Here is a 26,321-nt window from a genome sequence, read left to right on the forward strand (position 1 = left end):
CGGGTGCTGGAAACGGATGGCTGGTTCCAGACGGTCATTGCAACAGTAGACGGTCAGCAAATGCTTGTGCAGACGTCGGTCAATGACCCGTACAATATTCCCGGCATTGTGCGTATTCAGCAGACCTCGCTGCCGTCACTGATGGGTCCGTCCTCAGCAGGGCATGCAGACCGCGGCTTTACAGGCTTCGCGGAAGGAGATATTTTCCCGCTAAGCTATTCTCCGGCCTGGCAAACGGAGGACGGAAAGTGGCACAGCCTGTCGGAAGGCATCCCCGGAACGCTGGAATTCGACCGGGACGGAGGGATTGACCCGCAGGATGGTGGAGGGTCCGTACAGGTGGAGCAAAGCTCGGCATCTGACGGAGCAACGGATTTTACATTGCTATGGAGAGGACCCTTCCCGGGGGTGAGGGAAATCCGCACACATTATCGTCAGATGCGCGGAAAAATTGAGGTGGAGTATGAGCTTCAAGGCAATATTCAGCATGTGGGAGCGCTAATTCCCTTAATGGCGTATGACGGTCGGGAGCGCAGCGTAATTCATCATGTGATGTCAGCCGGGGAAGAAACAGAAAGCATACGGGTGGAATACGCAGGCGCCAGTCTTGAAGTCATCCCGACAACGGAAGGAACGAACGTGGTATGGCCGCAGGAATTGACTTCCGTGGCCTGCCGGAACGGCTTGCTCAAGGGAGCGCGTCTGGAATGCACAGGCAGTCGTATTTCCTTTATCATTCGGCTGCCTGAATAATTAGGGCTGTAGTTATAGGCGTTTTCGAAGTGTTGGAGAAAGGGAGAGGAAAAGAAATGACGAAAACAGAAGCATGGCTGGAGCAATCGTGGGAGCTGGCTTTGGACAAAACGCTTGCCTTGGCGGCAAGACTGGGAGACGCTTTTCCACATGTTGCGGAGGGGGGACGCTATGACAATCGTGAGGAAGCGTGGTGGACAGCAGGCTTTTATCCAGGGCTGCTATGGCTGGCAAATCGGGCCCGCCCTGACAGCGGAGCCGCCGGGATTGCGCAGCGGTGCGAGAGTCGTTTGGAAAACGTGCTCTATAACAGCGAAGCGGTAGACCACGATCTCGGTTTTATTTGGCTGCTCAGCGGTGTTGCCGCTTATCGGTCGACGGGGGATGCTGAGTCCAGAAGACGGGGACTGCTGGCTGCTAATCTGCTGGCCGCCCGTTTTAACGTGAATGGCCGTTTTATTCGTGCGTGGAACTTTCATTCGAAGGACATGGATACACGGGGCGTCGCGATTATAGACAGTATGATGAATCTTCCTTTGCTTTATTGGGCCTCGGAGGAAAGCGGAGATCCTCGTTTTGCTGCTCTGGCTGTGCAGCATGCGGATACCGTGGCGCGTGAATTTGTCCGTGCGGACAGCTCCATCGCACATGTGGTCGAATTTGATCCGGAGATCGGAAAAAAGGTCGCCGAGCATGGTGGGCAGGGGTTCGCTCCCGGCTCCGCCTGGGCACGTGGCACGTCATGGGCTTTGTACGGCTTTACGCTTTCGTACGGTTACACGCGCGATGCGCGTTATTTGAAGGTAGCCGAAAACACAGCAGACTTTTTCCTGTCCCAACTGGGAGATGCTTGTCTGCCTGTGTGGGATTTTAGAGCACCAGAGGGACATCGCGGAGCATGGGATTCATCTGCTGCGGCCATTGCAGCAAGCGGTTTGCTGGAGCTGGCCAAATATTCGAAGCGTGCGGAGCATTTCACCCAAAGGGCTGAATCCATCCTTATGGGCTTGCATCACACATGCACGGCGTGGGGCGAGGAGCATGAGGGCTTGCTGATGAACGGAACTGTACATTATCCTGAGCAAAAATACATCAACGTTCCCATTATCTACGGCGATTATTTCTTTGTAGAGGCTTTGGCAAAGCTGCGCGGGGAAGAAGGCTTGTTTAGTGTTTGCTAAATGAACTGTGAGGCAGCGTGTGTGTAATCTCATTTACATATGCGCTGTTTTTTTATGCGCGAAAAGGCTGAATTTTATTCTTAGATTGACAAATATAGGCGGGTAGCCGTATGATATCTTTTTGGATACAGGAATAAACTGGAATTTAAATTACATAAGCAATTTGAATCTCATAGGCAAAGGGGTTATACATCATCATGACAGCAACAAGTGATAATGCAAGACGAATATACGGAGGATTTTGGATAAGAACAGCAGCGTTTGTGATTGATCTGTTCATTGTCTTTGTACTTGTTCTTTTAATAGGAGGAGTGTTTAGTATTCCATTCCTTCTGGGCATAGAGGAGACTGGTTTCATAAAAGTGTTAATGATGTGGTTGCCGCTGATCTTGTGGCTCATAGTGCCATGGCTGTATTGTGTGCTCTGGGAGTCATCGAATGTAAAAGCAACACCAGGAAAGCTTGTGTTTTCTCTAATTGTCGTAGACAAGGAAGGAAAGCGGCTTGGATTCTGGCACGCCTCCGGGCGTTACTGGATTAAAGTTATTTCTTTTATGATTGTACATATTATTTACATCGTGGTTGCTTTTACTGCGAAAAAACAGGGAGTTCACGATCTTTGTGCCAGTACCTTGGTTGTGAATAAAAAAGAGCTGCAGCGCTATGAGCAGCAATCGGCTTGTCTACCAGTATCAGCAGATATCACCAATTCGTAGGGAAAACTTAAGTAGTCTTTGATTTTCGAAATAATGGGGGAACATGAATTCATGCAACAACGAAAATGGATGTTTTGTTCAGTAATAGTCCTGCTGCTGCTCATAGCGGTTGCGGGTTGTACGAATAAAGGACGCTCCGGAGAGATCAGCTCTGGAGATGCTAGAAAAGATCAGTCTGGAAGCACTTTTTTGGAAAATTTCCAGGCAGATCTGCCACAACCCACTGAGGGGCAATTTTCCACGCCTGAATCGGTGGTAGAAGCCTTTTTTGAAGCTGTAAATGATCATGATCTCGACAGCGCGTTGAAATGTTTCCCTATTATGGAAAAGTATCGTGCGAATACGGTAGATAATCATTTCAGTATGCTTCATACCTATGAGCTTCAGGCGGACACTCCCATTCCTTCCTTTGAAAGCCATAACTTTTTTAAAAGCTTTTTGGAATATGAACAGTATTGGGAGAAATTTTATATGTTCCTTTTCCTAAATTCAAACCCGGATATCATGGGCAAACGTATCGTTATGGGCGAAGCCAATGCCGCTACGGAACTGAAGAAAATCAAGGAAATGAAGGCAAACAGCACATATTCCAAGCCTGAAATAGTTGCGATTCATAGTGAAAAGAATAAAAATGTTATGGAGCAAAGTATGAATATTGAAGAAATACAGGTGCTTGAAATTAAGCTTTATATAGATGGAGAAGAACAGAATCCTGTATTAGTAAGAGTGGGAAAAATCGGATCTAATTGGCGAATTTTAAACATGAGTTAAGGAGAACGGGCTTCTGCTTAAATCATATTCTCCAAACCATAAGAAACCAGCTAATGCCTGCAATAGATTAGCTGGTTTCTTGTTTTTTTAATTTTGATATGATAATTTTCCTCATTTATTATTATGGGCAATAGTCAAAAATATATCTCCTTGTAGATGTCTATGTAGCTTTCTTTGTAAAATACCAATATAACGGTGGTGTGCAGCGTAGTGGAGGATTTGAATCTGGAGAAGCGAAGCGTTCGCCTTTGCCCCGGGATTCTAACCTTGAAAAGGTTTATAAAAATCTGAGAATCCCGGGGCAACAGCGATCGTAGGATCAAATACTACACGGAGCGTCTCATTCAGACGAAAGCATGTGCCTTTATTTTCAAGGAGTCTCAGGGAGTCTTTATACCAACATAAAAAATATAAGCTGCTCTTACAGTTTACATATTCCTTTTGGCTTGTTTTGCGTTATAATGAAAGGATGCACATTATGAACGAATTGGAGGCACAGCCCGATTGAGTACTTATCCTTTTGCCTTTGATCCGTCCAAGCCGTTTATTGAGCAGGCAAGTGACTGGATTGCGGATGTATTTTATGAAGTTTTGCCTGAAGTCGGCTTTGAGGTTCGGGATGAACAAATTTATATGGCATTTCAGCTGGAGCGTGCCTATAAGGAGAAAAAAACCATATTTGCGGAGGCAGGTGTGGGCACGGGCAAAACGCTGGTGTACCTGCTGTACGCCATTGCCTATGCCCGGTACATGAGGAAACCTGCGATTATCGCCTGTGCGGACGAGTCACTGATCGAACAACTGGTAAAGCCGGAAGGGGATATTGCCAAGCTGGCACGGCATTTGAATTTGACGATTGATGCCAGACTGGGCAAGTCGCCGGATCAGTATATCTGCCTAAACAAGCTGGACGAGGCCCGTAGCGGGCTGGATGCGGATGCGGATGTCTTTCGCGATATTTATCAGGACTTGCCGGATTTTGTCCATTTTCCAGACACGTTGCAGTCCTTTACCCCTTACGGGAACCGCAAGGAATATCCCGAGCTGACGGACGGACAATGGAGCAGACTGGGCTGGGACGTTTTTCAAGACTGTCTCGTTTGTCATCAGCGTCATCGATGCGGGCAGACGTTGTCCCGTGATCATTACCGCAGAGCGGCGGATTTGGTCATCTGCTCGCATGATTTTTATATGGAGCATGTATGGACCTATGAAGCAAGAAAGCGTGAGGGTCAGCTGCCGTTGCTGCCGGAGCACAGCTCTGTTGTCTTTGATGAAGGACATTTGCTGGAGACGGCGGCACAGAATGCGCTCACCTACAAACTGAAGCATACACAATTTGAGGCGATTATCACTCGTCTGCTGGAGGGGGAAGTACGGGAATCTCTGGCCATGACGATTGAAGATGCAATATCCCAAAGTGAGGCTTTGTTTGCTGCGCTTCAAAAGAATAGTCAACCTGTACAAGGTTCTGACCGAAAGGAATTTAATCTGAATGAGTCGCTGATTCGAGAGGTGAACCGTTTTAGCGACCTGATCGGGACCATCGAAGAAGAGCTTGTATTTGAAAGCGGGTTATTTTCGTTGGATGAATATCAGCTCAAGATCGTGGAAGAGCATCTTGAAATGATCCAGACGGCCTTGGCCTTGTTTAAACGCCCTGAGCTGTTGATTTCGTGGGTAATTGAGGATCAGGACGGATTAACGCTCGTGGTTATGCCCAAAATGGTAAAGGAGATTCTCAAGGAACGAGTATTTGCCCAGCATATGCCAATCGTATTCTCGTCAGCTACCCTTTCCGTGGAGAACTCATTTGATTACATGGCTCACAGTCTCGGAATTGAAAATCCACTGACATTTTCCGTTGCTTCACCTTATGACTATACCGATCAGATGCAAGCGGCCTTGTATCCGTTGCAGCCGGAGCATGATCCAATCGAGAGAGTGCTGGCACTACTGGAGAAATCGCAAGGCAGAGCGCTTATTTTATTTCCTTCACAGGAGGAGCTGGCTGTCTTCCAAACAGGCCTCGCCGCTTATCGGGAGGCATCTGCCTATCGTTTTCTGTACGAAGGCTCGGCGGAAATCAGCCATCTGATCTCGGCTTTTCAGAATGATGAGGAAAGCGTCTTGTGTGCTGTTACCTTATGGGAAGGCCTGGATATTCCCGGGCCGTCTCTGTCGCATGTCATCATCTGGTCGCTGCCGTTTCCTCCGAACGATCCTGTGTTTACGTCTTTACGCAAGGATGCGTCGGAACCATTTATGCAGATCGATATGCCTCATATGGCACTTCGACTTAGACAGGGCATAGGACGTTTAATTCGCTCACGCAATGATCGGGGCTGGATTTCTATCCTGGGCCAGGATTTGAATCGTCAAGAAGTACGCACTCAAGTTGAGCAGCTGCTGCCTGCGGGCGTAGAATGCACAGTAATTGCTGGAAAATCGGAGGGAATGAAGATATGTTAAATTTTACATCGTACACGATGGAACAGATTAAAGACGCTTTTGGTATTTTGAGCGGGCAGCGATATGAATTTATCATTGAGGTGGAAGTTGAGGAGGACGACGAGCTTTACACCGAAAACGGACTGTATATCCGTGCTCTTTATTTGTTAGACGAAGAAAAGACGGGATTGCTGAAATATGAGTTGATTGAAAAAGTAACGAATCGTTACATTGATCTTGAACTCGAAGAAGATGAGCTGCAGGCCGTTGAGAACTTTTGCAAAGAGCATGTACAGGACACAACAGGTGAATAAAACGCTGTGGCTGCTGATGGTGATCGTCAGCGTATAGCCCCAAAATAACGGGATAGGTAAAGGAGCTCTGGTTTGACCAGACTCCTTTTTTTTATGCAATACGCGGGAGCATGTAAGTTGCAGTGATTTTGTGAATATAAAATTTGAATTTCATGCTTGAAAAAGAAAGCGCATTCAATTACTATGAATGTGTAACCGATACCACACTATTGATTGGATTCATTTTATAAGATTTTAACCTTGAATTTCTTTGTATATAGGCGATTTTTGGAAAATATCGATAAGTAGGTGCCATTTTAATGATATGAATGTGTTAACGGTTACACATCATATTCACGCAGGGGTGATTGTTATCGCTACCATTCGGGATGTTGCCAAACTGGCGAATGTGTCCGTAGCGACGGTGTCCAGATATCTTAATCAGAATGGGTATATCAGTAAGGATGCAGAGGATCGAATTAAGGACGCGGTCGGTAAGTTAAATTACTCACCCAATACGATGGCCAGAGGTTTGGCGGGATATAAGACCAATACCATTGCCCTGATCGTTTCAGAAATATCGAATCCGTTTTTCTCTGCCCTGGCAAAAGCGGTCGAGGATACGGCGACCAAACTCGGGTATACGACATTGCTGGCGAACTCGGACAGAAACAGTTTGAAAGAGATTCGTTACATTGAGGCTTTGAAGAAAAGACATGTGGACGGCATTATTTTTGCCACACAAATGCTTGCCACGAACGAAATCAATGAGCTGCTAGGGGCCAAAATCCCGATTGTCTCGATTGACCGTGCATCCTCTGAACAGGCGGTGCACAACATATCCATGCTTCAGGTCAATCACTATAAAGGGGCAGTGATGGCTGTTGAGCATCTGTTATCGGTGGGCTGCAAAAATATTGCTCACATTAGCGGACCGGGAATTGTCATTCCCGCTAAGGACCGTCTGCAGGGATATATCGATACGCTGACCCGGTACGGGCGCTTTACCCCTTCGTATATCGTGGAAGGTGATTTCACGATGGAGAGCGGATTTAAGCTGACGCAGGATTTGCTCGCGCGTCACCCGGAGATTGACGGTATTTTCGCCACCATTGACCTTATGGCTATCGGGTCTTTAAAAGCGCTCCTTCGATCAGGGCGCAAGGTGCCGGATGATGTGGCGCTGATCGGATTTGACGGCATTGAGATGACCGGGCTTACCGAACCGGAGATTAGCACCATTGCTCAGCCGATCTATGAAATGGGCGAACAAGCGGTATATCAGCTTATTCACCAGATTGAGGACAAGAGCAGTCCGATCCAGTTGAAGCAGCTGGATGTAAAACTCCTCGCAAGAAGCAGCACTACAGGTCTGCCCTGAGCGGTCTATAATTGCACAAAACATGTTGCGTCATTTGGACTTAAATTTTCGATCCTCACCCACTACACTGTGTTTAAGCAAGGTCAGCCCCGAGCCAAACGGTGAAATGGCTGAAGCAGCTCAGTTACTGCGGGCAATGCTCTCAGGGAGGTGAGGATCGCACAGAAGCAGCCTGGTGTCAGAGCTATTCAAAATAATATGATCTCTAGGGGGATTATAAACGATGAAAAAACTAACTGTATTATTACTTACTGTATTTGCACTGACAATGATTTTGGCAGCTTGCGGCAATGGCGGAACTGCAACCTCCACTACGAAGACGGGGAACGGGAGCACGGCTCCGGCAAATGAAGGAGCATCGGACACAAAGACAGGGAAGCCTAAGATAGCTGTCATTTTGAAAACGCTTAACTCCCCGTTCTGGACCCAGATGAGAGATGGAATCAAGAAAGAAGCGGACGAAAAGGGCTTTGATGTCGAAATTTTCGCTGCCCAGGACGAAACCGATTTGCAGGGTCAAGTAAAAATATTTGAAGACATTCTGAGCAAAGACTTTGACGGCGTGGCTGTGGCGCCTTTGACTCCGGTCAACATGATTCCTTCCATCGTTCAAGCCAATAACAAGGGGATTTATGTCGTTAACATTGATGAGAAGATCAATATGAATGAGCTGAAAAATGCCGGCGGATATGTTCTGGCATTCGCTACCTCCGACAATGAGAAAATCGGGGCGCAAGGCGGTAAGGCTATTGTAGATGCGCTGGGTAAACAAGGCGGCGAAGTGGCAATCATCGAAGGAAAAGCAGGCAACGCATCAGGAGAAAGCCGCAAGAAGGGCGCAGAATCCGCTTTTGCAGCGGCTTCCCAAATCAAGCTTGTCGACAGCCAGCCGGCTGACTGGGACCGTCAAAAAGCGCTGGACGTAGCGGCTAACCTGCTTCAGCGTTATCCGAACCTGAAGGGCATCTATGCGGCTAACGACACGATGGCTCTGGCGGCGCAGCAAGCTGTTGAGAATGCGGGCAAAAAAGATCAGGTAGTGGTAGTGGGAACGGATGGCGATCAGGAAGCCCGGGATTCCGTCGCAGCAGGTAGCCTGTATGCGACAATCGCCCAGGACCCTGCCCAAATCGGAATCACTTCCCTTAACAAACTTATCGATGCGATTAACACAAAGAAGCAAGGCAGTGTTGAGGCTGAACCGGAAACGGTCTGGATCGATGCCCAACTGATCACGAAGAAGTAAAACTATACAGAGAAAAGGACGGTGCCGGAGTGAAGCTGATATTCCGGTACCGGACCACTCTGGCGGAGTTCCCTGGGGAACACCGCTCCAGGAAGGAGAAACCGAAGTGGAATATCTTGTGGAGATGAAAAATATCGCAAAGCATTTCGGAGCCGTAAAGGCTTTGCAGGATGTGTCGCTGACACTGAAGCCAGGCGAAGTTCATGTACTGCTTGGAGAGAATGGGGCAGGCAAGTCGACGCTGATCAAAATTTTGTCGGGCGTATACGAACCGACCGAGGGCCAGATTATCATTAACGGCAGCGAATTTAAAAAGCTGACGCCGAAGGAATCGACCGAACAGGGGATCAGCGTTATTTATCAGGAGCTGAGTATGATCGACGAGTTGTCCATCGCGGAAAATATCTTTGTGGGCAAGCTGCCCATGATCAAAAAGTTCGGCATCCCGGTCGTTGACCACAAGACGATGCATGCGCTTGCACAAATGATGATTGAAAGAGTTGGTCTGATATGTCCGGCCACCCGAATGGTGGAGACGCTATCCATTTCGGAGAAGCAGCAGGTTGAAATTGCAAAGGCAATTGCAGCGCGCGCCAAGGTCATTATCATGGATGAGCCGACCTCCTCGCTTACGATTGACGAGACGAACAAGCTGTTCGCAATCATCCGCCAACTGCAAAGCTATGGCGTAGGCATTATCTACATTTCCCATAAGCTTGAAGAATTGCTGGAAATCGGGGACAGAGTCAGCGTATTGAAGGACGGCAAGTATGTAGGCACACGGGATATCAAGGACGTTACGCGTGAGGATTTGATTACGATGATGGTGGGGCGTGCAGTCAGCGAACGCCACCTGAAATCGGAGGACAGTCAGCACAAAAATTCGGAAGTGATTTTGAAGGTGGAGCATCTGACCCGAAAAGACAAACGGGTGAACGATGTCAGCTTCGAGCTGCATAAAGGGGAAATTCTCGGCTTTGCCGGCTTGATCGGCTCCGGAAGAACGGAGCTCATGAATGCCATTTACGGAGCGGCACCAATACAAAAAGGGCGAATAGAACTGTTCGGCAAAGAAATCAAGGTCAAGGATCCATACCATGCCATCAAGCTGGGCATTGGACACGTAACGGAGGCACGCAAAGAGACGGGCTTTTTGAAAAACTTCGAAATCTGGAAAAACATCTCGATCTCCAAGCTGCTGAAGGAGTCAACCGCCGGAGGGACCTGGGGACTCGTAGACCACAAAGCGGAAATCAAATTGGCTGAACAATTCAAGCAGACAGTCAATATTAAATGCTCCAGTGTAGAGCAGAACATAACCGAGTTGTCAGGCGGCAACCAGCAGAAGGTGCTGATCGCCAAATGGCTGGCCGCCGGCTCACGCTTAATTATTTTTGACGAACCGACCAAGGGAATCGATATCGGAGCCAGAGGCGAGATTTACAAGATCATGCGCGATCTGGCGGAGTCCGGTGTGGGCGTCATCGTCGTTTCGTCGGAAATGCCGGAGCTGTTGTCGGTATGCGACCGAATCGCCGTATTCCGGGAAGGCACCATTAACAAAACTCTACTGAATGAAGAGGCCACGGAAGAAAAAATCATGCTGGCCGCTACATCATAGTCAAGGAGCAAACATCTATGCAAAAATTCAACCTGATTTGGGAAAAGTACGGAACTTTCGGTATCCTGCTGCTGATTACACTGGGCTTGGGCATCGGCTCTCCCCAGTACTTTTTGACAACGAGCAATCTGACCCAGGTGCTGCTGCAGAGTGCGGTTACCATTTTGATCGGCGTTGGCGAATTTTTCACTATTCTAATCGCTGGAATTGATCTTTCTGTAGGCTCTATCATGGCGCTTACAGGTATGATCTCCGCCAAAATGATGATTGCGGGCGTGCCGTGGCCGGTTGCGATCCTCATCGGCGGCGTTGTGGTCGGCGGGACTTTGGGCTGCTTCAACGGATTTCTGGTGAATAAAACAGGCCTGCACCCTTTTATCATTACACTGGGGACCCTGGCGATTTATCGCGGGCTAACACTGATCATCTCGGAGGCGGCGCCGGTGTTCGGGCTTCCCCAGGGCTTCAAGAGCGGCATTGCCGGCTGGCTCGGACCTGTTCCGATTCCGGTATTGATTGCCTTGATCGTAGCTCTTGTATTCATCTTTATTACGGTTAAAACCAAACTTGGCCGCAACATTTATGCACTGGGCGGCAACAGCCAGGCAGCCTGGTTCTCGGGAATCAACATCAAACGACATACGTTGATCGTATTCGTCATTTCTGGAATTTGCGCCGGCATTGCAGGCGTTGTATTGACCGCCCGCCTGGGGGCAGCGGAACCGCTGGCCGGCACGGGCTATGAGACGCAAGCGATAGCTGCGGCCATTATCGGAGGCACCAGCTTTTTCGGAGGAAAGGGCCGAGTCATCGGGGTCGTCATGGGCGGACTGATCATCGGTGTGATTAATAACGGACTGAACATTTTGAGTGTACCGACCTATTATCAGCAAATCGTCATGGGCGGTCTGATTATCCTAGCGGTGTTCCTAGACCGTCTCTTCGGAAGTAAAAAACTGGCAGCCTAACAGACAGGAGTGAAAAAACGATGAAAAAGCATTTATTTTCCCCATCCCTAATGTGTATGAACTTGATGGATATTGAAAACCAGCTCAAGGTGCTGAACCAAAGAGCGGATATGGTGCACATAGACATTATGGACGGTCACTATGTCAAGAATATTACGCTCTCCCCCTATTTTATGGAGCAGATCCGCGAGTCTTTAACGATACCGATGGACGTGCATTTAATGATCGAAAAGCCCTCCGAATTTATCAAAATGATTATTGATGCAGGTGCCACTTACATCAGTCCGCACGCCGAGGTCATTAACAGTGAAGCCTTCCGCATGATTGATACGATCAAGAGTGCCGGTTGCAAGGCGGGAATCGCGCTTAATCCGGCAACACCGCTCAGCCACATCCAGCACTACATTCACCATTTGGACAAAATCACCTTCATGTCGGTCGATCCGGGATTTGCCGGACAGAAGTTCATTCCGGAGGTGCTCGACAAGATTCGTGAAGCGAGGGCGCTCAAGGAAAAGCATGGCTATAACTATCTGATTGAAATCGACGGCTCCTGCAATGAAAAAACATTTAAGATATTGGAAGAGGCGGGAGTCGAAGTGTTTATCGTTGGAACATCGGGCCTGTTCAACCTCGATAGCGACCTGAACAAGGCATGGGACCAAATGATGGAGCATTTCAATTCCCAAGTGAACGCCGAAGTCTGAATACCCAGTAAAGGGAGTGGTTAAATGTCATTGGATGAGCGCAGTTCCAATATATTGACCAAGCTGCTTGGTTCCAGCTCCCATATTTCCATAAATGAGCTTACCTCTGCTTTTCAGGTATCCAAACGCACGATATATTATGACATCGAGAAAATCAATGATTGGTTGAAGGACAACAAGCTTTCTCCCGTTTATTATGTGCGCTCGGCAGGATTTCATCTCGATGAGGATACAAGAAAAAAAGCACCGGACAAGTTCAGCAATATCCAGCAATGGAATTATGAGTACTCACAGAAGGAGCGCAAAGCGCTGATCGCGGTCTATATTATCGGACGAGAAAAGCGGGTGCAACTGGAGGATCTTATCAACCGCACGCGGGTCAGTCGCAATACGGCAATTGAGGACCTCAAGCTGCTGAGAAGCGAGCTGCAGGATTTTCAGACTACGCTGTTGTGTGAACGGCATACGGGCTATTACATGAAGGGCTCAGAAGAAAATATTCGCAAGGCGCTTACTCATTACCTTTCCCAGTTAACGGTTGATCTGGAATGGAGCAAGAGCTTGTTCACCGCGGATGACATTCAGCTGGACCGGCAGCCTGCTTACGGATTGTTCGAGATCGAGCAGGTGAAAAGTATTTATCAATCATTGACATTGTACGAGCGTACCCTCAAGATCCGGTTTGCAGATGACACGCTGCGGAATCTGAGCATTCAACTATTTTATTTTCTTAGAAGAATGCTGCGGCGGCGAAACATTATGGTGGACGCCCAACTCAAAGAAACACTAAAGGATTCGGCTGCGTTCAGCGCCGCCAGCAAGACGGTAGTTCCTGCACTGGAGCGTCTGTCGGATCTGCCAGTTCCCAGTGATGAAATCTTTTATTTAACGATGCATCTGCGGGATGCAAAATTGCATGAAATGAAGCAATCCCGCAGAGACTCCTCTTCCTATGAGAAAATCAGGGATATCGCGAGGCGGATGATTGATGACTTTCAGCAGCAGGCCTGTATCGTATTTCAGGAGCGCGCAGGGCTGGAGGAGGGGTTGACTGTACACCTTCAATCCGCTTATCACCGGATTCAGTATAATCTGGATGCTCCTAATCCCTTGAAAAAAATGATTCAGGAGAAATATAAGGATGTTTATGTATTCACCTTAAAAGTAGTGCATCATTTTGAAATCGAAGCGGGCGTACATCTTGATGAAGATGCGGTAGCCTTTATTGCAATGCATTTTGGCGGATGGATGAAAAGAGAGGGCGTCCTGTTTCTGTCGCGGGTCACGGCAGTTGTCGTTTGCGCCAGCGGTATTGGAACGTCGCAAATGCTGAAAAAGCAGCTACAGGAGCTTTTTCCGATGATCGACTTTATAGAAACGATGGCCATCTGCGATTATGAGACGGCTATGCCACAGGCGGATTTTGTATTCAGCACTTCACCGCTTAGAAGCGGCGGCAATGAGGTGTTGCTCGTAAGCCCGATTTTGAGCGAAGTTGAAAAGATCAACCTGCTTAAGAGAATCTATGCCAAGTTAGGGACTTATGACCATGTTGGCCAATCCATTGAGGGATTGATCAAGATCATCCGCAAACATGCCCTTATCCGCAATGAAGAACAGTTATACGGGCAATTGCGGGATTATATGGCCCGCCAAGACTGGATTCGAATCGACCAGGCACCGCGTCCGATGCTGAACGAGCTGTTGACGCCGAGCCGGATTCAACGGATGGATCGCGTGGGCAGCTGGGAAGACGGGGTTGCTGCCGCGGCCTGGCCCTTGCTGAAGGAGGGGGCCATTGCTGATTCCTATATCGAGGCAATGGTTGAGAACGTGAAGCAGCGGGGGCCGTATATCATTATTGCGCCGCTAGTAGCGGTTCCACATGCCAATCCGCTGTCCGGCGTTCATAAAACGGGGATCAGCCTTCTGGTATTGAAGGAGGGAATAGCCTTTTCAGAGCAGCCGGAGCACGAGGTGCGGCTTATCTTTACACTGGCCGCGATGGATCATGAAACCCATCTTAGAGCCTTGTCCCAGCTCACCTCTCTGTTGACCGACGAAGGCAACATTGAGAAGCTGTTCCGCTCGCAATCTGCTGAGGAGATTATGGAGATCATCCTGCGGTATTCCATATAGAAAGAGCAAATTAAGATACTATTTAAGTTACTATCAAGAGAGACAGGAGCCATTTGTATGAGAGCGATCGGGAGAGACCTCGCAGCGTTTCAAGGCAATTCGGATGGGAGATGCTAGCGTATGGACAGCAATGAACGTATACAAGGGGGATACACTATCGGAATCGATATTGGCGGAACGAATTTTCGTATCGGACTATTGTCCGAGATGGGGGAGCTGCGCCATTTTCATATCGAGAGCAGCCGTTTGTTATATGCAGAAGGGGAGCCCCAGGATAATCTGCGGAACTATATTACTTCTTATATTCAAAAGCATCCGGAGGCTGAGATTAAGGGGATCGGCATCGGCTTTCCATCCGTGGTCAGCAAAGACAAGAAGACCGTATATTCGACGCCGAATATTGAAGGCTTCAATCAGGTGAATGTGGTTGATCCGCTGGAGTCGGCGCTGGGCATCCCTGTTTATCTGGATAATGATGTGAATTTTCTGCTGCTGACCGAGATCGTCGCGCATAAACTGGAACGTCGAGGCATTGTAGTGGGCTTTTATCTTGGTACAGGCTTCGGCAACTCGATTTATTACGAGGATCACTTCATTGCCGGCAAGCATGGATCGGCAGCAGAGCTGGGACATGTTCCTGTGCTGGGGCGGCAGGATTTATGCAGCTGCGGCAATCCGGGCTGCATAGAGCAGTATGCCTCGGGCAAGCGGCTGCGCGAGCTGCATGAGCTTCATTTTGCCGGAACTCCGTTTGGGGATATTTTCGTGAAGTATGGGAGCCATGAGATTATCCAGGATTTTCTCGAAGCGGTGGCGGTGGTGATAGCCACAGAAATCAATATACTGGACCCGGATTACATTGTGTTGGGCGGCGGCGTACTGCATATGTCGGGATTCCCGAAAAAAGAGCTTGAGGCGAAAATATACAGCCACGCCCGCAAGCCCTTTCCCGCCGAGGGACTGAACTATATTTATGCTAAGGACAACCAGGAGGCCGGAGTCATCGGCGCCGGTTACCGCGCCTGGCGGGGGAATTCCCCGGCGCTTATAAAGTGATATCACGAAGAGGTCTATTCCGCTGGTCTGACCAGACTGGCAAATAGCCTCTTTTTTCTTTTATTAGTTCAATCTTTGCATAAAGAAGTGTGGGGATTTGGAAATGGGTATTATCCCCTAGACGCTATACATTTTTATGTATTAGAACTCTTCCAAAAACTAGCCCTTTGTACAATAGTAAATTTATCCTCTAAAGATTTAAAATGACATAGAAAGACTTAAGACGACACATATGACTTACATAAGGCTGTGACATGACGAAAAATACACAACAGAAAGCAGGGAGAATATGGGCCGAATAGACGAACAATGGTTGAAGATGATTGCCGATCAGGAACAAAAAGAGAAACAGAGATCGGCGCGGAACGCACTGTCTGATGAGAATATCAGCTCTTCGATTCAAGAGGGTGAGCTTGTTATAGGGGATGAACGGATTCATTTTGAGGCAAAGGAGGTTGTACCTGGCAGGGTTTATATGTTCGTACCTGCTTCTTTTGTCCCATTGCCGGACGATTATGCCAAAATGAAATATCCTGCCGATCGTCGTCCACAAACGATATTTACGGATGAGACGCTGGAGATTAATCTGAGTGTGAATGCAACAAACAATCAATTGGTGAACGACGAGATGGAGTCATTTGTGAAAGACCTGAGCACGATGCTGAAGCGGATGCAGCCCAATGCCCGATGGATTGGCGAAGGTGTCCGCGAGGTGAGTCAGCGCAAGATGGGATTTTATGAATTTACAGTGCCGGTGCTGGACGGTGTGATGTATAACGGTATTTTTTTCATTGAGCTGGATGGGAAGGGAGTATTTTTTGGATTGAATTGTATGGAGCATCATCAGGAAAAGTGGCAACCTATTGCCCACGGAATCATGAATACCTTGCATATTGTGGACAAAAAGGCAGAACAGGAGGTATAGCAGGTGGAACGAAATTACGCTACATACCTGGATATTGAAATCGCACCCTTTAAATTTGACTCCATTCAGGAGCTTGTCATTGTGAAGCAGATTAATGAGCACGCTACGCTCCGTTTGAAGGGTATCGTGCAGGAGGAACAGGGCATCCAGTATCTGAAAATGAGTCATGCCGAACAAAATATCTCCGTGGGACTCAAGGGTGATCAAATGGATGCGGCGATGCTGTTTCAAGGCATGGTTCGAAATATACAGGTTCATCAGGTGCGAAATGTGTATCACATCGAAATTGAAGCCGTATCCCTGTCGTATAAGCTGGATGTTGTACGAAAAGAACGAACATTTCAGGATATTCGAATGACCTATACGCAGCTGATTGATCAGGTCGTACAGGATTACAGTGGTGCCCAAATGGTGGATGAGGCTTCGAATGGTGCTGCTATTGCGAAAGTGATTTTGCAGTATCGCGAAACAGACTGGGAATTTCTAAAGCGAATGGCCTCCCGTTTTTATACGGGATTGATTCCAGCCACTGCCTTTGATACGCCGAAGGTTCATTTTGGTATTCCTTCCTTAGGCTACAAAGGAGAAGTACGTGCTTTTCATTATCGTGTTCGCAAGCAAATGGAGCTTTTTCAGCAATCGGTGCGGGGACAAATTCCCACTTTGCAGGAAAGCGACTGTATTTTTTATGAAGTGGAAACGGATCAGTGGCTGGATATTGGAATGGAGGTCGGCTTTGACGAGCAGCAGCTTGTTGTATACGGAGTACAGATTGAAATGGAAGATGGACTGTTAAAGCCTGTATATACGTTGGCTTCGCGTTTGGGTGCCAGCCAGCAGAAACGATATAACATGCCTATTGTTGGCGTTTCGCTGCAAGGCAAGGTCATTGCTGTGGCCAAAGATTTAATTAAAGCGCACCTGAATATTGATTCAGCCCAGGATGTTGACAAGGCCTTTTGGTTTCCCTACTCTACGATCTACGCTTCAGAAGATAACGCAGGCTGGTATTGTATGCCGGAAATAGGAGATGACATTCGCATTTATTTCCCTACGCACAAGGAGGAGGATGCGATTGCGATCAGTTCGGTACAAAAGCCGGAGCCTGAAGGTCCTCAAGGGAGCGGCGGCGGTGCGACTGCAGCATCGGGTAGTAAAGGATCAGGCGGGGCGAATGCCGGAGGCGGCGGAAACGATCCCATGCAAGATCCTAAAATCAAGACGATCAAAACAATTAACGGAAAAATGATCGTTCTCGCACCGGATCACATCCTCATTACAGGGGACGGGGTGTCGATTCTCCTGAGTGATGCAGATGGAATTTCCATAACCAGCAGCAAAAATGTCAACGTAAAAGCAACAGAAGAGGTGATCCTGACCTCCAAAAAAGTGACAATCTCGGCTCAGGAAAAAATAGAAATGACCTCGAAGGGAAGCTCGTTGGTTCTGGAAGATTTGGTGGACATCAAAGGAACACAGGTACACCAAAACTAGGGGAGGAATGACATTGCAGCAGCAATCTTTACAGCTATGGCTAAAGCAAGAAGTGGAATCCCGCCGGGAAGCGCTGATCCGCCAGCTTGGTACAGTGGTTCGTACCCGATTTCAAGATGGCAGCTTGATCGATGAATGGATGGAGCCTTTTCGCAGGCTATGTGTAAAAATTCAGGCGATGCAGTCAGCAGGCAATAAACGGCCTATTGCTTTTGTACATGTCTCCTGGCTGCGGTCTTGGCTGAGACAGGGAAAGATGCTATGCAGTCTGGAGGCTTATGATGATACCTGGTACCTGGATCGAACGTCCTGTATGGAGATTTTTGAAGTGCCTTGGCTTTCCGATCATGTAACAACCTATTACCAAGCGATTGAATCAACCCGCAAACTGGTGGACAAGAACATCCCGCATACCGAAAGCTTCCGTATTCTAATGGAAGATGCGGCAGTGGCTGGTCAATATGTTGTCCATATCGTTCGGGCCATGGCTTCGCGTATGGCGGCATGCGCAGAATTTCAGCAGGTCCGACGCGCAGATGATTTTCGCATACGTGCTGGAGAATACATGGATTTGAGCGAGGATGTTTGGGTTGAATTGAACGAACCTGTGGATGCCGCAGCTGTGCATCAATGGCTGGAAAGCAAGGATGGATCGCTTTACCGTTATCAGGATTGGCGGGGAGTGCATCTTGGTGGCGGAGACTACGAAAGCAGTGATTTGGCTTATACCCATTTGACTAGCTCTCACTTGTCTAATTGTTGTTTCCGAAAAAGCATTTGCGTCGGGGTTGATTTTAGCAATAGCCGAATGCAGCAGATCGATCTGGCCCAAAGTGTGATCTATGATGCCAATTTCAGCGGCTGTGACTTACAGGGGGCTAATTTTCAGGAAGCTGCTGGAGGTGAACCGATTATTCTGGAAGGTCAAGTGCTGGGGGTTTTTGGTGTTAACTTTGCTGGCGCCAATCTCCAAAATGCCAATCTGTTGTTTACTGATCTTACACATGCCTGTTTTGAAAACGCGAATATGAACGGAGCCAAGGTCATTGCTTCCCAGTCCGCCTCATGGTCACTTAGCGAGGAACAAAAACAGCAGATTATGTGGATGGAAGAAGATGAGCAGGGAAACTTTGTCCAAGTGCGTCACCTTGAGTATGGGAGGGAATAAGCCCGTGTATTATTTTCAACTGCAACAGGACCCCCTTTATCAGCAACCATTGTCCTTGGAGCAAGTGGGCCGGAATACCGAGTTTCAGGAACGAAATCAATTTTTTGTGGATGAAAACAGGGACGAACCGCTTTATCTCGATTTTATGGAAGAACCTCGCTGGCTTGTATCTCATCCCATGAAGGAATGGCTTGAGAAATGTGATCCGTCTGTATCTTTTCAAGTGGCTGTTCTCACCGAGCGCAGCACACAGCAACAGCGTACTTATTGGCTCATGGAGCCACCCCATGTGGAGTGCTTGTCTGAAAAGGCTGACGTGGATATGAACGGCAACTGCAAACAGCTTATTTTAAACAAGCGCAGGATCAAAAATGAGCGTATTTTTCGTGTTGCCGGGTTGCGGGAGAACGTACTGATTATTCGTCTGGACATTTCTGAAAGTTTATTTCGACGTGCTTTTACGGGGGTTCAATGCATTCCGGTTGAACTTGATGAAACGATGGAATAAAAGGGGGAAGTTATTTTTATGGCTAGTTTTAGAGCATTTAGCAAACCTTCCGATCCGGCAGTAGAGGTCGGTAACGATCCCTCCATAAGCTATGTGGTTAGAGGGGCCGTGCTGGAGTGTGAGTGTGGCAGTAATCCGAATATTCTCAATTTGCCCATGTGTCACGGCGCCTACATTCAGGGCAAGCCCTTGATGAATGTAGGGGATAGCAAAAATATAGTCAACATTCCTGCGACCTTTGGGGTCTGTGAAGCACTGGGAGAGCCGTGCCAGCCCCAGGTCAATATGGAGTGGCTGAATGGAAAAAATGATGTGCTCATCGATGGAAAAGCCGTTCTGACGAGTGACTCCTATGTCATGTGTATGAAACATCCGCAAGGGATTATTTATATAGCCGATGATGGGCAGCAGAAAGGATAAACAGACAGGATGAAGGAGGAACAAGCATGTTAACCAACCAGACAGACCACTTTTCTGACCTGACTGTACAAAATTTGCTGCTCAAATGGCCCTATGGAAGGTTAAGGTTGGAAAAGGTAAAGCTGCATCGTTTCCCGGGTGTTCATTCCACGCTACAGTTACAGGGCATTATGAGTCAGGAGGACAGCAAGGAGTTGCTTCGGCACGGAAGCCACCGCGATCAGGCAGGCCTGTATTTAACTGTTCCCGGAGCAGGGGAGTACCCGTTATTTCTGGGACAGCTGCATGTGATCGACGTAAAGGCTGAGGGTGTACATACCGTATGTGTAGACATCATTTCACATAGTTATCAATTGGATATTGAACGTAAAAGCCGTTCCTTTCAGAAATCCGATATGCTTTACACGGATGTGCTGCACGAGGTGTTCCAGGCACATCCAGGCTCCAGCTTTTTGGAAACGGATGCTTTTGAGAGAGGAGCGACGCTGGGAAATCTATTGCTGCAATACGAAGAAACGGACTGGGAATTTATTCAGCGGGTCGCTTCGATTGCAGGAGCACACGTAACACCGGACGTTAATGATCATACTCCAAGAATCTGGATCGGAACCCCGACGGGAAATCGGTATTTACAATTAAAGGAAGGCTCCTATCAGCTTGAGCATCAACGGGATATCTTTCTGAATGCATTGGAAACGCAAGGCGAGCAGTTCAGTAATGACGATTTTACCCGTTTTCAATTAACGACGAATCAATGGCTGGAACTGGGCTGGGAAATTGAATTCGACGGGCGCGCGTTTGTCATTGCTGGTGTTCAGGGCCAGCTCGATAAAGGAGTGATGGAGTTTGACTACACATGCACGACTCCAGCAGGCTTTCGCACCAATCGTCGTTATAATGAAAATCTGGCCGGATTGGGCATGGAAGGCAAGATTCTGGCAATAGGCGTGAAGAAGGCCAAAGTCCATCTGGATATTGACCGAGAGCAGCCGGAAAATGAAGCGGTATGGTTTCCGTACTCTTCGCCCACCAGTAATATTTTTCATGCTATGCCACCTGTCGGTTCACGGATCAAGCTGTATTTCCCTACTTCTGTTGAATCCGATGCGATGCTCATTAACTCGGTAAGAACCCCGTTTTCTGCACAAGGCGAATCGGCTCAGAAAGCAAATCAAAAAATGGCGGATTCAACGGTCAAATCCTTTTCAACAGGCGGAGGCAAAGAGTTTGAGCTGGGTACCACCGATATTTCATTTACAGCCAAGGAAGGAGCACTATTTTTTAACATCAGTGAAAAGGACGGGATTACGGTTCTGAGCGATAAAGATATCGTGGTCACGGCTCCGGAGGAAATTGAATTTTCCGAAATGAAGGCGTTTCGCGTGCAGGCAGAGGAAGAATTATGGCTGGTCGCCGGAAACAGTAGCTATATGATGCATGATGAGACTGAAATAATGGGTCCAAATGTAATTATGACGGGAACACAAAAACAGGCGTATGAAGCGTTAAGTGATCCCGCGGCGGAACAAGCCAAGAGCGATAAGGAAAAAGATTCTTTTCTTGAGAAGCTTGGTACGGCTCTGGATGTACTAAGCATGGTGCCGGGCTTGGGAACGATTGCAGGTGCAGCAAGTGCAGTGGTCAGCCTGTGTCGTGGAGATTTTCTGGGTGCGGCGCTGTCGATTGGTTCCATGATCCCGTTTGGCGGCTCCATGTTCGGTGCTGCGAAACTGGCGGCCAAAGGAGCTGCCAAGGCGGTAGCCAAAACGGTCGCGAAGGCAGCGGTCAAAGCCGGTGGGAAGGTAGCGGGCAAAATCGGTCGGGCTGCGGCGAAAAACGCAATTAAGCTGGGCAAAAATACGATGAATAAGGTGCTCGCAGGCGCACGTAAGCTCAAGCATCAGGCAGATGAACTCCAGAAGCAGCTAGCCAAGCGCATGGATGACATGCAAAAAGCAATTGCGGAACGAAGTAAGAATTTAATGAAAAAAGCGTTGGAAAAATCGGGTGCCAGCAAACGGCTTACCCAATTGAATCATAAGGTGCTGAGCAAGTTTGAATGTACCAAGGGGTTAAAAGATAAATTTTGCCAATGGGGATTTGAGCCTGTGGACCTGATCACCGGACGTATGGTGAGCGAAGCCAGTGATTTTGAATTCCCGGGTCCCTTGCCGCTATCTTGGGAAAGACGCTGGATTAGTGACAGCCACCATGAAGGCTGGCTAGGGCATGGAGTGCATCATGTGCTGGATATGCGCCTGGAGGTACTGGATGATTGTATCGGTGTGCTGCTTGGAGATGGACGAGCCGCCACGTTCGAGCGCCTGTACCATGGCCTGACGGAAACAAGGAATCCGATTGAAAAAATGGTATTGCGCCGTCAAGGTGCAGGATATGCGCTGACAGGGGAAGAAAGCCGCTTGACGTATTCCTTTGGAAAACAAACGGGAAAAGAGAGCGGGTTCCGTTTGGAGCGGATCGAGCTGGAAACCGGACGGCATATTGCGTTAGCTTATAATGAAAAAGGCTTTTTGCAGCAGGTTACAGATAGCGTAGACCGGATTTTTGAAATCGATACAGACCATGTCGGACGAATTACTCGTGTAACTCATGTGTATGTTTCAGGAGACGACAGCCGTAAGGGTGAGGTTCTCAAGCGGGATGTATTGGTTCAGTACGAATATAACGAAGTCGGCGATCTTGCTGCCGTGACGGATGCACTTGGACAAACAACGTATATGTACTACGACCGTCATTTGATGATCCAAAAGAAGGACCGCAACGGTTATAGCTTTCATTGGCGCTATGATGGTCCTACCACTGGGGCACGATGCATTCACACCTATGGAGATGACGGTTTGCTGGAAGGGCGCATTGCCTATTTTAATGGATGGAATGAGGTCACCAACAGCCAAGGTCAAGTAACAAGGTATGAGTATACACCGGAATATTATTGTACACGTATCCTGAATCCTCTGGGCGGTGAAATTCGTTACTTGTATAGCGATACCGGAGAGCTGCTTCGCATCGAAGATGCGGATGGCAGAGTGACGGGCTATGCGTACGATGCATTCGGTCGTATGGTGGAAGAGACACAGCCGGATGAAGGCAAGTGGCAGTATTCGTATGACTCAGACGGACGCCTGAAGCAGATGACAGATCCGGAGGGAAGGTTACGAAGCTGGATTTATGATGTCGACGGACGTGTGGTCCAATCTATTGCAGCAGATGAGACGGTTACCCGTTTTGTCTATGATGAACAGCATCGCATCCGTGAAGTGCACAATCCGCAAGGCGCCATCACGGAGCTGGCATATGACGAGCAGGATAATCTGGTTAGGGTGACCCTGCCGGATGGTACGAGTGGACAATGGAGCTACAATCAGCGTGGAGAATGTGAGCAGGAAATCAATCCGCTGGGCGCCAAGCAATGCTTTGTCTATGATGCACTGGGACGGGTGGTGCGGACCGAAATGCCGGACGGTAATGTCATGAAGCTGCAATATAATGCATATGACGATATCGTTTTGGCTGAGGATCATCTGCACCGGATTGCATTTGGACATACTCCGCTGGGAGACATGAAGTGGAGCGAGCAAAAGGGAAGACGGATAGAGCTCGTCTATAACCAGGAAAATGAGCTGATCGAGGTCGTCAATGAGAAGCGTGAGCGTTATATGCTGGAACGAGATGCGAACGGGCAAATTACGCGCGAAACAGGTTTTGACGGGATCGAAAGGCGGTATATTCGCAGTGCTGGCGGACTACTGCAAAGAGTTGAGCGTCCCGATGAAAGATGGACGAGCTATGAATATGATCAAACAGGTCGTATCAACCGCGCCGAATATAGCGATGGCCTGGTGGAAACGTTTGTTTATAATCGCATGGGTGAGCTGGTAGAAACATCGAACCCATTTACTACCGTGAAGCTGGAATATGATCAGGCTGCACGTGTGGTGAAGGAATGGCGGGATGATTACTGGATATCAAGTCAATATGATACGTTAGGGAATCGGCTGCAAATCAGCAGCAGTCTCGGCGCGTCCATCACCATGGAGCGTGATCTGTTAGGACAAGTCAGCCGGGTGCAGGCACAGCAGACTGCGGACAAAGCAGAAACGGCAGCAGCCCCTTGGATGGCTCAGATGAAATATAATGCGCTTGGACAGGAGCTGGAACGTCTGCTGCCAGGCGGAGTGGTCAGTTCATGGCAGTATGATGTGGTTGGACGGCCGGAGCAGCATAGCATCAGGACAGGGGGCCGCGAGAGCCGATCCAAAAAATATGAATGGGACGTCAATAATCGTCTTAAAATGATTGTTAATGGGATCACTGGCGAGAAAACGAGGTATGCTCATGATGAGTTCGATACCTTGATCGGTGCTGCGAATCCGCTCGGCAAAATATTCCGTATGTCCGATGAAGTAGGCAATTTATACACTACAGGTCAAAAGACCGATCGCAAATACGGCTCCGGCGGACGGCTGCTGGAGTATGAAGGGATTCATTACAGCTACGATGAAGAAGGAAACCTGATCCATAAAACAGAGCCGGATGGCACACACTGGCAATATGAATACTACGGTAACGGAATGATGAGCAAGGTCATCCGCCCGGACGGTCAGGAAGTTACATTTAAATATGATAGTATGGGCAGGCGAATTGAGAAGCATTTTGCCGGTGTGGTAGACTGTTTTGTGTGGGATGGAAATAATATACTGCATGAATGGAAAGAGGAAGATTCATCATTAGCAAGCAACCGGAATGGTGAGCCAGCGAAAAGCATTTCATCCTCCGTTATCCCTGAAAGCCTTATTACATGGGTGTTTGAAGACGGAACATTCCATCCTGCCGCGAAGATTACGGGACAAGACAGCTACAGCATTGTGACCGATCACCTTGGAACTCCGGTTGAAATGTATGATGAGGCCGGAAGTCGGGTATGGGCAAGCGAGCTTGATATCTACGGAAACGTACAAAAAGTTCATTTGCAAGGCAAGCGCGGCGATTGTCCATTCCGTTACCCTGGACAATACGAGGATGAAGAGACAGGGCTGTATTATAATCGGTTCAGGTATTACTTTCCGCATGAAGGGATGTATACACAGCAGGACCCTATTGGAATAAGTGGTGGATTTGTCTTATATGGTTATGTACATGATCCTAGTGGTTGGGTAGATGTATTAGGTCTAACATCTTTTAACACATTGAAGGGTGACGCTGCTGAACAAGCGTATAAGAACAAGCTACAGCAATATGGATATAAAGTTTTTATGGAAATAAAAAATAACTCCAATAATGGAACGGATATTATCGCTCAGCATATGGGCACAAATAAAGTTTTAATTTTTGAAGTGAAGGCGAACTCTTCTAGGTTGAGTAGAAAGCAAAGAGGTAGGGATTATATCAAGGATATATTTAATGAAATTCAAAATGACGGGAAATTGAGAGGGCAGAAAGTAGATCGGAAAACGATTAAAACTGTAGAAAAAATAAAAAAAGCAATAAATAATTACGGTATGTCTAGCTATGAAGTCCATTATAAAGTAGACAGCTCACTTCAAGCTACCTATAAAAAAATAAAAAAATGGTGTCAGAATAGACCTTGATTTTAATGATAATCATAAATTATGAATATATCCTGCTTATGAAATGAGGAATGACGAGTTGGATTACTCAATGTATATAAAGTATTTCAATAGAGCTATTAAGGAGTATAAAGAGACTATAATTCCACAAGAGGAAATTGAAGAAATTTTGCTTGATGTCAAAGAAGACATTGATGAAAAGATTATGGATAAGGAAAGAAATGAACTGGCATTAGCTCTTGGTTATTTAATAGGTGTACATCTCGAACAAAACGCAAAAAATAAAATTTTTAATGGAGAAGCGGAAGCATGGAAGTTGATAGAGAAACAGATCATATGGCTGACACAAATTATTAAAAGCGTACCGAATAGTGGAAGAGTAAGTGCCTGGCAACTTGGAGGTCTTATTGGTTTATCAGTGCTTTGGAATTATGAAGATATAGCCGAGTTGACCTATGAGTATGCAAACAAATTATTTGCAAAGGATCTTGAGTTCTATGCAGAAAACAAAACACATCATGTGTTCATGACATGCTTATATCATAAATGGAAAACAGGGCAAATGCCACCTTTGTTCGATATTTTACCTGAGGATCATGTATATCAGCGGTTGCTGAAGCACTGGAATGATTCTGAGAAATTAGAGGAACTGCTTTACGAAGTATGTGACTTTCATATTTATAGTGCGAGTGACACACCAAAGAAATCCAAAGAAATACTGTCTTTTGTGCATATTCCATACGATATTTATTGCATTCAAATGATTAGGGAACAGGAAGGATTAGAGACACCTTCTATTAAGCATCCTCTTCTGCAAACGGCTTTAGGACATATTCCAAAAGAGAGACCCGGCTATGATGTGGACGCAGATGAAATCTTACAATATGTTCTCCAGCATGAGAAGGTTCCCGACTGGCAGCGGATTATTAGATAAG

General features: G+C 47.5%; 19 protein-coding genes and 1 pseudogene. All 20 read left to right on the top strand.

Annotation, left to right across the window (positions count from 1 at the left end; all coding sequences use genetic code 11):
- Positions 1 to 753, top strand: a pseudogene (locus WG8_RS10920) (glycosyl hydrolase); the annotation flags it as partial.
- A 56-nt stretch (positions 754 to 809) separates the two neighbouring features.
- Entirely contained in the window at positions 810 to 1,934 is a 1,125-nt protein-coding gene (locus WG8_RS10925; RefSeq protein WP_007430233.1) for a glycoside hydrolase family 88 protein, read from the top strand.
- A 197-nt stretch (positions 1,935 to 2,131) separates the two neighbouring features.
- Positions 2,132 to 2,650: an RDD family protein gene (locus WG8_RS10930; RefSeq protein WP_043890963.1), complete on the top strand. Its 519-nt coding sequence runs from the start codon at positions 2,132 to 2,134 to the stop codon at positions 2,648 to 2,650.
- A gap of 51 nt (positions 2,651 to 2,701) precedes the next feature.
- Positions 2,702 to 3,421 (top strand): hypothetical protein, encoded by a 720-nt coding sequence (locus WG8_RS10935; RefSeq protein ID WP_007430235.1) that lies wholly within the window; start codon positions 2,702 to 2,704, stop codon positions 3,419 to 3,421.
- A 504-nt stretch (positions 3,422 to 3,925) separates the two neighbouring features.
- Complete coding sequence (locus WG8_RS10940) at positions 3,926 to 5,893, top strand: ATP-dependent DNA helicase (protein ID WP_007430236.1); 1,968 nt, start codon at positions 3,926 to 3,928, stop codon at positions 5,891 to 5,893.
- On the top strand, positions 5,887 to 6,186 hold the full coding sequence (locus tag WG8_RS10945; protein ID WP_007430237.1) for a DUF6509 family protein: 300 nt from the start codon (positions 5,887 to 5,889) through the stop codon (positions 6,184 to 6,186). Before WG8_RS10940 ends, WG8_RS10945 begins: the two co-directional genes overlap by 7 nt.
- Positions 6,187 to 6,490: 304 nt before the next feature.
- Entirely contained in the window at positions 6,491 to 7,546 is a 1,056-nt protein-coding gene (locus WG8_RS10950; RefSeq protein WP_007430238.1) for a LacI family DNA-binding transcriptional regulator, read from the top strand.
- 223 nt (positions 7,547 to 7,769) lie between these two features.
- Entirely contained in the window at positions 7,770 to 8,792 is a 1,023-nt protein-coding gene (gene alsB, locus WG8_RS10955) for a D-allose transporter substrate-binding protein (RefSeq protein WP_007430239.1), read from the top strand.
- A gap of 106 nt (positions 8,793 to 8,898) precedes the next feature.
- Positions 8,899 to 10,413, top strand: coding sequence for a sugar ABC transporter ATP-binding protein (locus WG8_RS10960; RefSeq protein ID WP_007430240.1), 1,515 nt, complete (start codon positions 8,899 to 8,901; stop codon positions 10,411 to 10,413).
- Positions 10,414 to 10,430: 17 nt separating this feature from the next.
- The gene (gene alsC / locus WG8_RS10965) at positions 10,431 to 11,381 is read left to right on the top strand and encodes a D-allose ABC transporter permease (RefSeq protein WP_007430241.1); all 951 of its coding nucleotides are present in this window, start codon (positions 10,431 to 10,433) and stop codon (positions 11,379 to 11,381) included.
- A 20-nt stretch (positions 11,382 to 11,401) separates the two neighbouring features.
- On the top strand, positions 11,402 to 12,088 hold the full coding sequence (gene alsE / locus WG8_RS10970) for a D-allulose 6-phosphate 3-epimerase (RefSeq protein ID WP_007430242.1): 687 nt from the start codon (positions 11,402 to 11,404) through the stop codon (positions 12,086 to 12,088).
- A gap of 24 nt (positions 12,089 to 12,112) precedes the next feature.
- On the top strand, positions 12,113 to 14,227 hold the full coding sequence (locus WG8_RS10975; protein ID WP_007430243.1) for a BglG family transcription antiterminator: 2,115 nt from the start codon (positions 12,113 to 12,115) through the stop codon (positions 14,225 to 14,227).
- A gap of 120 nt (positions 14,228 to 14,347) precedes the next feature.
- Complete coding sequence (alsK, locus tag WG8_RS10980) at positions 14,348 to 15,283, top strand: allose kinase (protein WP_007430244.1); 936 nt, start codon at positions 14,348 to 14,350, stop codon at positions 15,281 to 15,283.
- Positions 15,284 to 15,572: 289 nt separating this feature from the next.
- Positions 15,573 to 16,208: a hypothetical protein gene (locus WG8_RS10985; RefSeq protein ID WP_007430245.1), complete on the top strand. Its 636-nt coding sequence runs from the start codon at positions 15,573 to 15,575 to the stop codon at positions 16,206 to 16,208.
- Positions 16,209 to 16,211: 3 nt separating this feature from the next.
- The gene (locus tag WG8_RS10990) at positions 16,212 to 17,702 is read left to right on the top strand and encodes a contractile injection system protein, VgrG/Pvc8 family (protein WP_007430246.1); all 1,491 of its coding nucleotides are present in this window, start codon (positions 16,212 to 16,214) and stop codon (positions 17,700 to 17,702) included.
- 7 nt (positions 17,703 to 17,709) lie between these two features.
- A complete protein-coding gene (locus WG8_RS10995; protein ID WP_232289083.1) occupies positions 17,710 to 18,870 on the top strand; it encodes a pentapeptide repeat-containing protein in 1,161 nt (386 codons plus the stop codon).
- 4 nt (positions 18,871 to 18,874) lie between these two features.
- The gene (locus WG8_RS11000; RefSeq protein WP_007430248.1) at positions 18,875 to 19,378 is read left to right on the top strand and encodes an imm11 family protein; all 504 of its coding nucleotides are present in this window, start codon (positions 18,875 to 18,877) and stop codon (positions 19,376 to 19,378) included.
- Positions 19,379 to 19,396: 18 nt separating this feature from the next.
- On the top strand, positions 19,397 to 19,798 hold the full coding sequence (locus WG8_RS11005; RefSeq protein ID WP_007430249.1) for a DUF4280 domain-containing protein: 402 nt from the start codon (positions 19,397 to 19,399) through the stop codon (positions 19,796 to 19,798).
- 26 nt (positions 19,799 to 19,824) lie between these two features.
- Entirely contained in the window at positions 19,825 to 25,407 is a 5,583-nt protein-coding gene (locus tag WG8_RS11010; RefSeq protein WP_007430250.1) for a DUF6531 domain-containing protein, read from the top strand.
- Positions 25,408 to 25,465: 58 nt separating this feature from the next.
- Positions 25,466 to 26,320, top strand: coding sequence for a hypothetical protein (locus WG8_RS11015; protein WP_007430251.1), 855 nt, complete (start codon positions 25,466 to 25,468; stop codon positions 26,318 to 26,320).
- Position 26,321 lies beyond the last annotated feature (1 nt).

It is taken from the genome of Paenibacillus sp. Aloe-11 (genome assembly GCF_000245715.1).
Taxonomy (GTDB): domain Bacteria; phylum Bacillota; class Bacilli; order Paenibacillales; family Paenibacillaceae; genus Paenibacillus; species Paenibacillus kribbensis.

Excerpts from the sequence above, each read along its gene's own strand:
- WG8_RS10925 (WP_007430233.1), top strand. The coding sequence starts at position 810 with ATGACGAAAACAGAAGCATGGCTGGAGCAATCGTGGGAGCTGGCTTTG.
- WG8_RS10930 (WP_043890963.1), top strand. The coding sequence starts at position 2,132 with ATGACAGCAACAAGTGATAATGCAAGACGAATATACGGAGGATTTTGG.
- WG8_RS10935 (WP_007430235.1), top strand. The coding sequence starts at position 2,702 with ATGCAACAACGAAAATGGATGTTTTGTTCAGTAATAGTCCTGCTGCTG.
- WG8_RS10945 (WP_007430237.1), top strand. The coding sequence starts at position 5,887 with ATGTTAAATTTTACATCGTACACGATGGAACAGATTAAAGACGCTTTT.
- WG8_RS10950 (WP_007430238.1), top strand. The coding sequence starts at position 6,491 with ATGAATGTGTTAACGGTTACACATCATATTCACGCAGGGGTGATTGTT.
- alsB (WP_007430239.1), top strand. The coding sequence starts at position 7,770 with ATGAAAAAACTAACTGTATTATTACTTACTGTATTTGCACTGACAATG.
- alsC (WP_007430241.1), top strand. The coding sequence starts at position 10,431 with ATGCAAAAATTCAACCTGATTTGGGAAAAGTACGGAACTTTCGGTATC.
- alsE (WP_007430242.1), top strand. The coding sequence starts at position 11,402 with ATGAAAAAGCATTTATTTTCCCCATCCCTAATGTGTATGAACTTGATG.
- WG8_RS10975 (WP_007430243.1), top strand. The coding sequence starts at position 12,113 with ATGTCATTGGATGAGCGCAGTTCCAATATATTGACCAAGCTGCTTGGT.
- alsK (WP_007430244.1), top strand. The coding sequence starts at position 14,348 with ATGGACAGCAATGAACGTATACAAGGGGGATACACTATCGGAATCGAT.
- WG8_RS10985 (WP_007430245.1), top strand. The coding sequence starts at position 15,573 with ATGGGCCGAATAGACGAACAATGGTTGAAGATGATTGCCGATCAGGAA.
- WG8_RS10995 (WP_232289083.1), top strand. The coding sequence starts at position 17,710 with ATGACATTGCAGCAGCAATCTTTACAGCTATGGCTAAAGCAAGAAGTG.
- WG8_RS11005 (WP_007430249.1), top strand. The coding sequence starts at position 19,397 with ATGGCTAGTTTTAGAGCATTTAGCAAACCTTCCGATCCGGCAGTAGAG.
- WG8_RS11010 (WP_007430250.1), top strand. The coding sequence starts at position 19,825 with ATGTTAACCAACCAGACAGACCACTTTTCTGACCTGACTGTACAAAAT.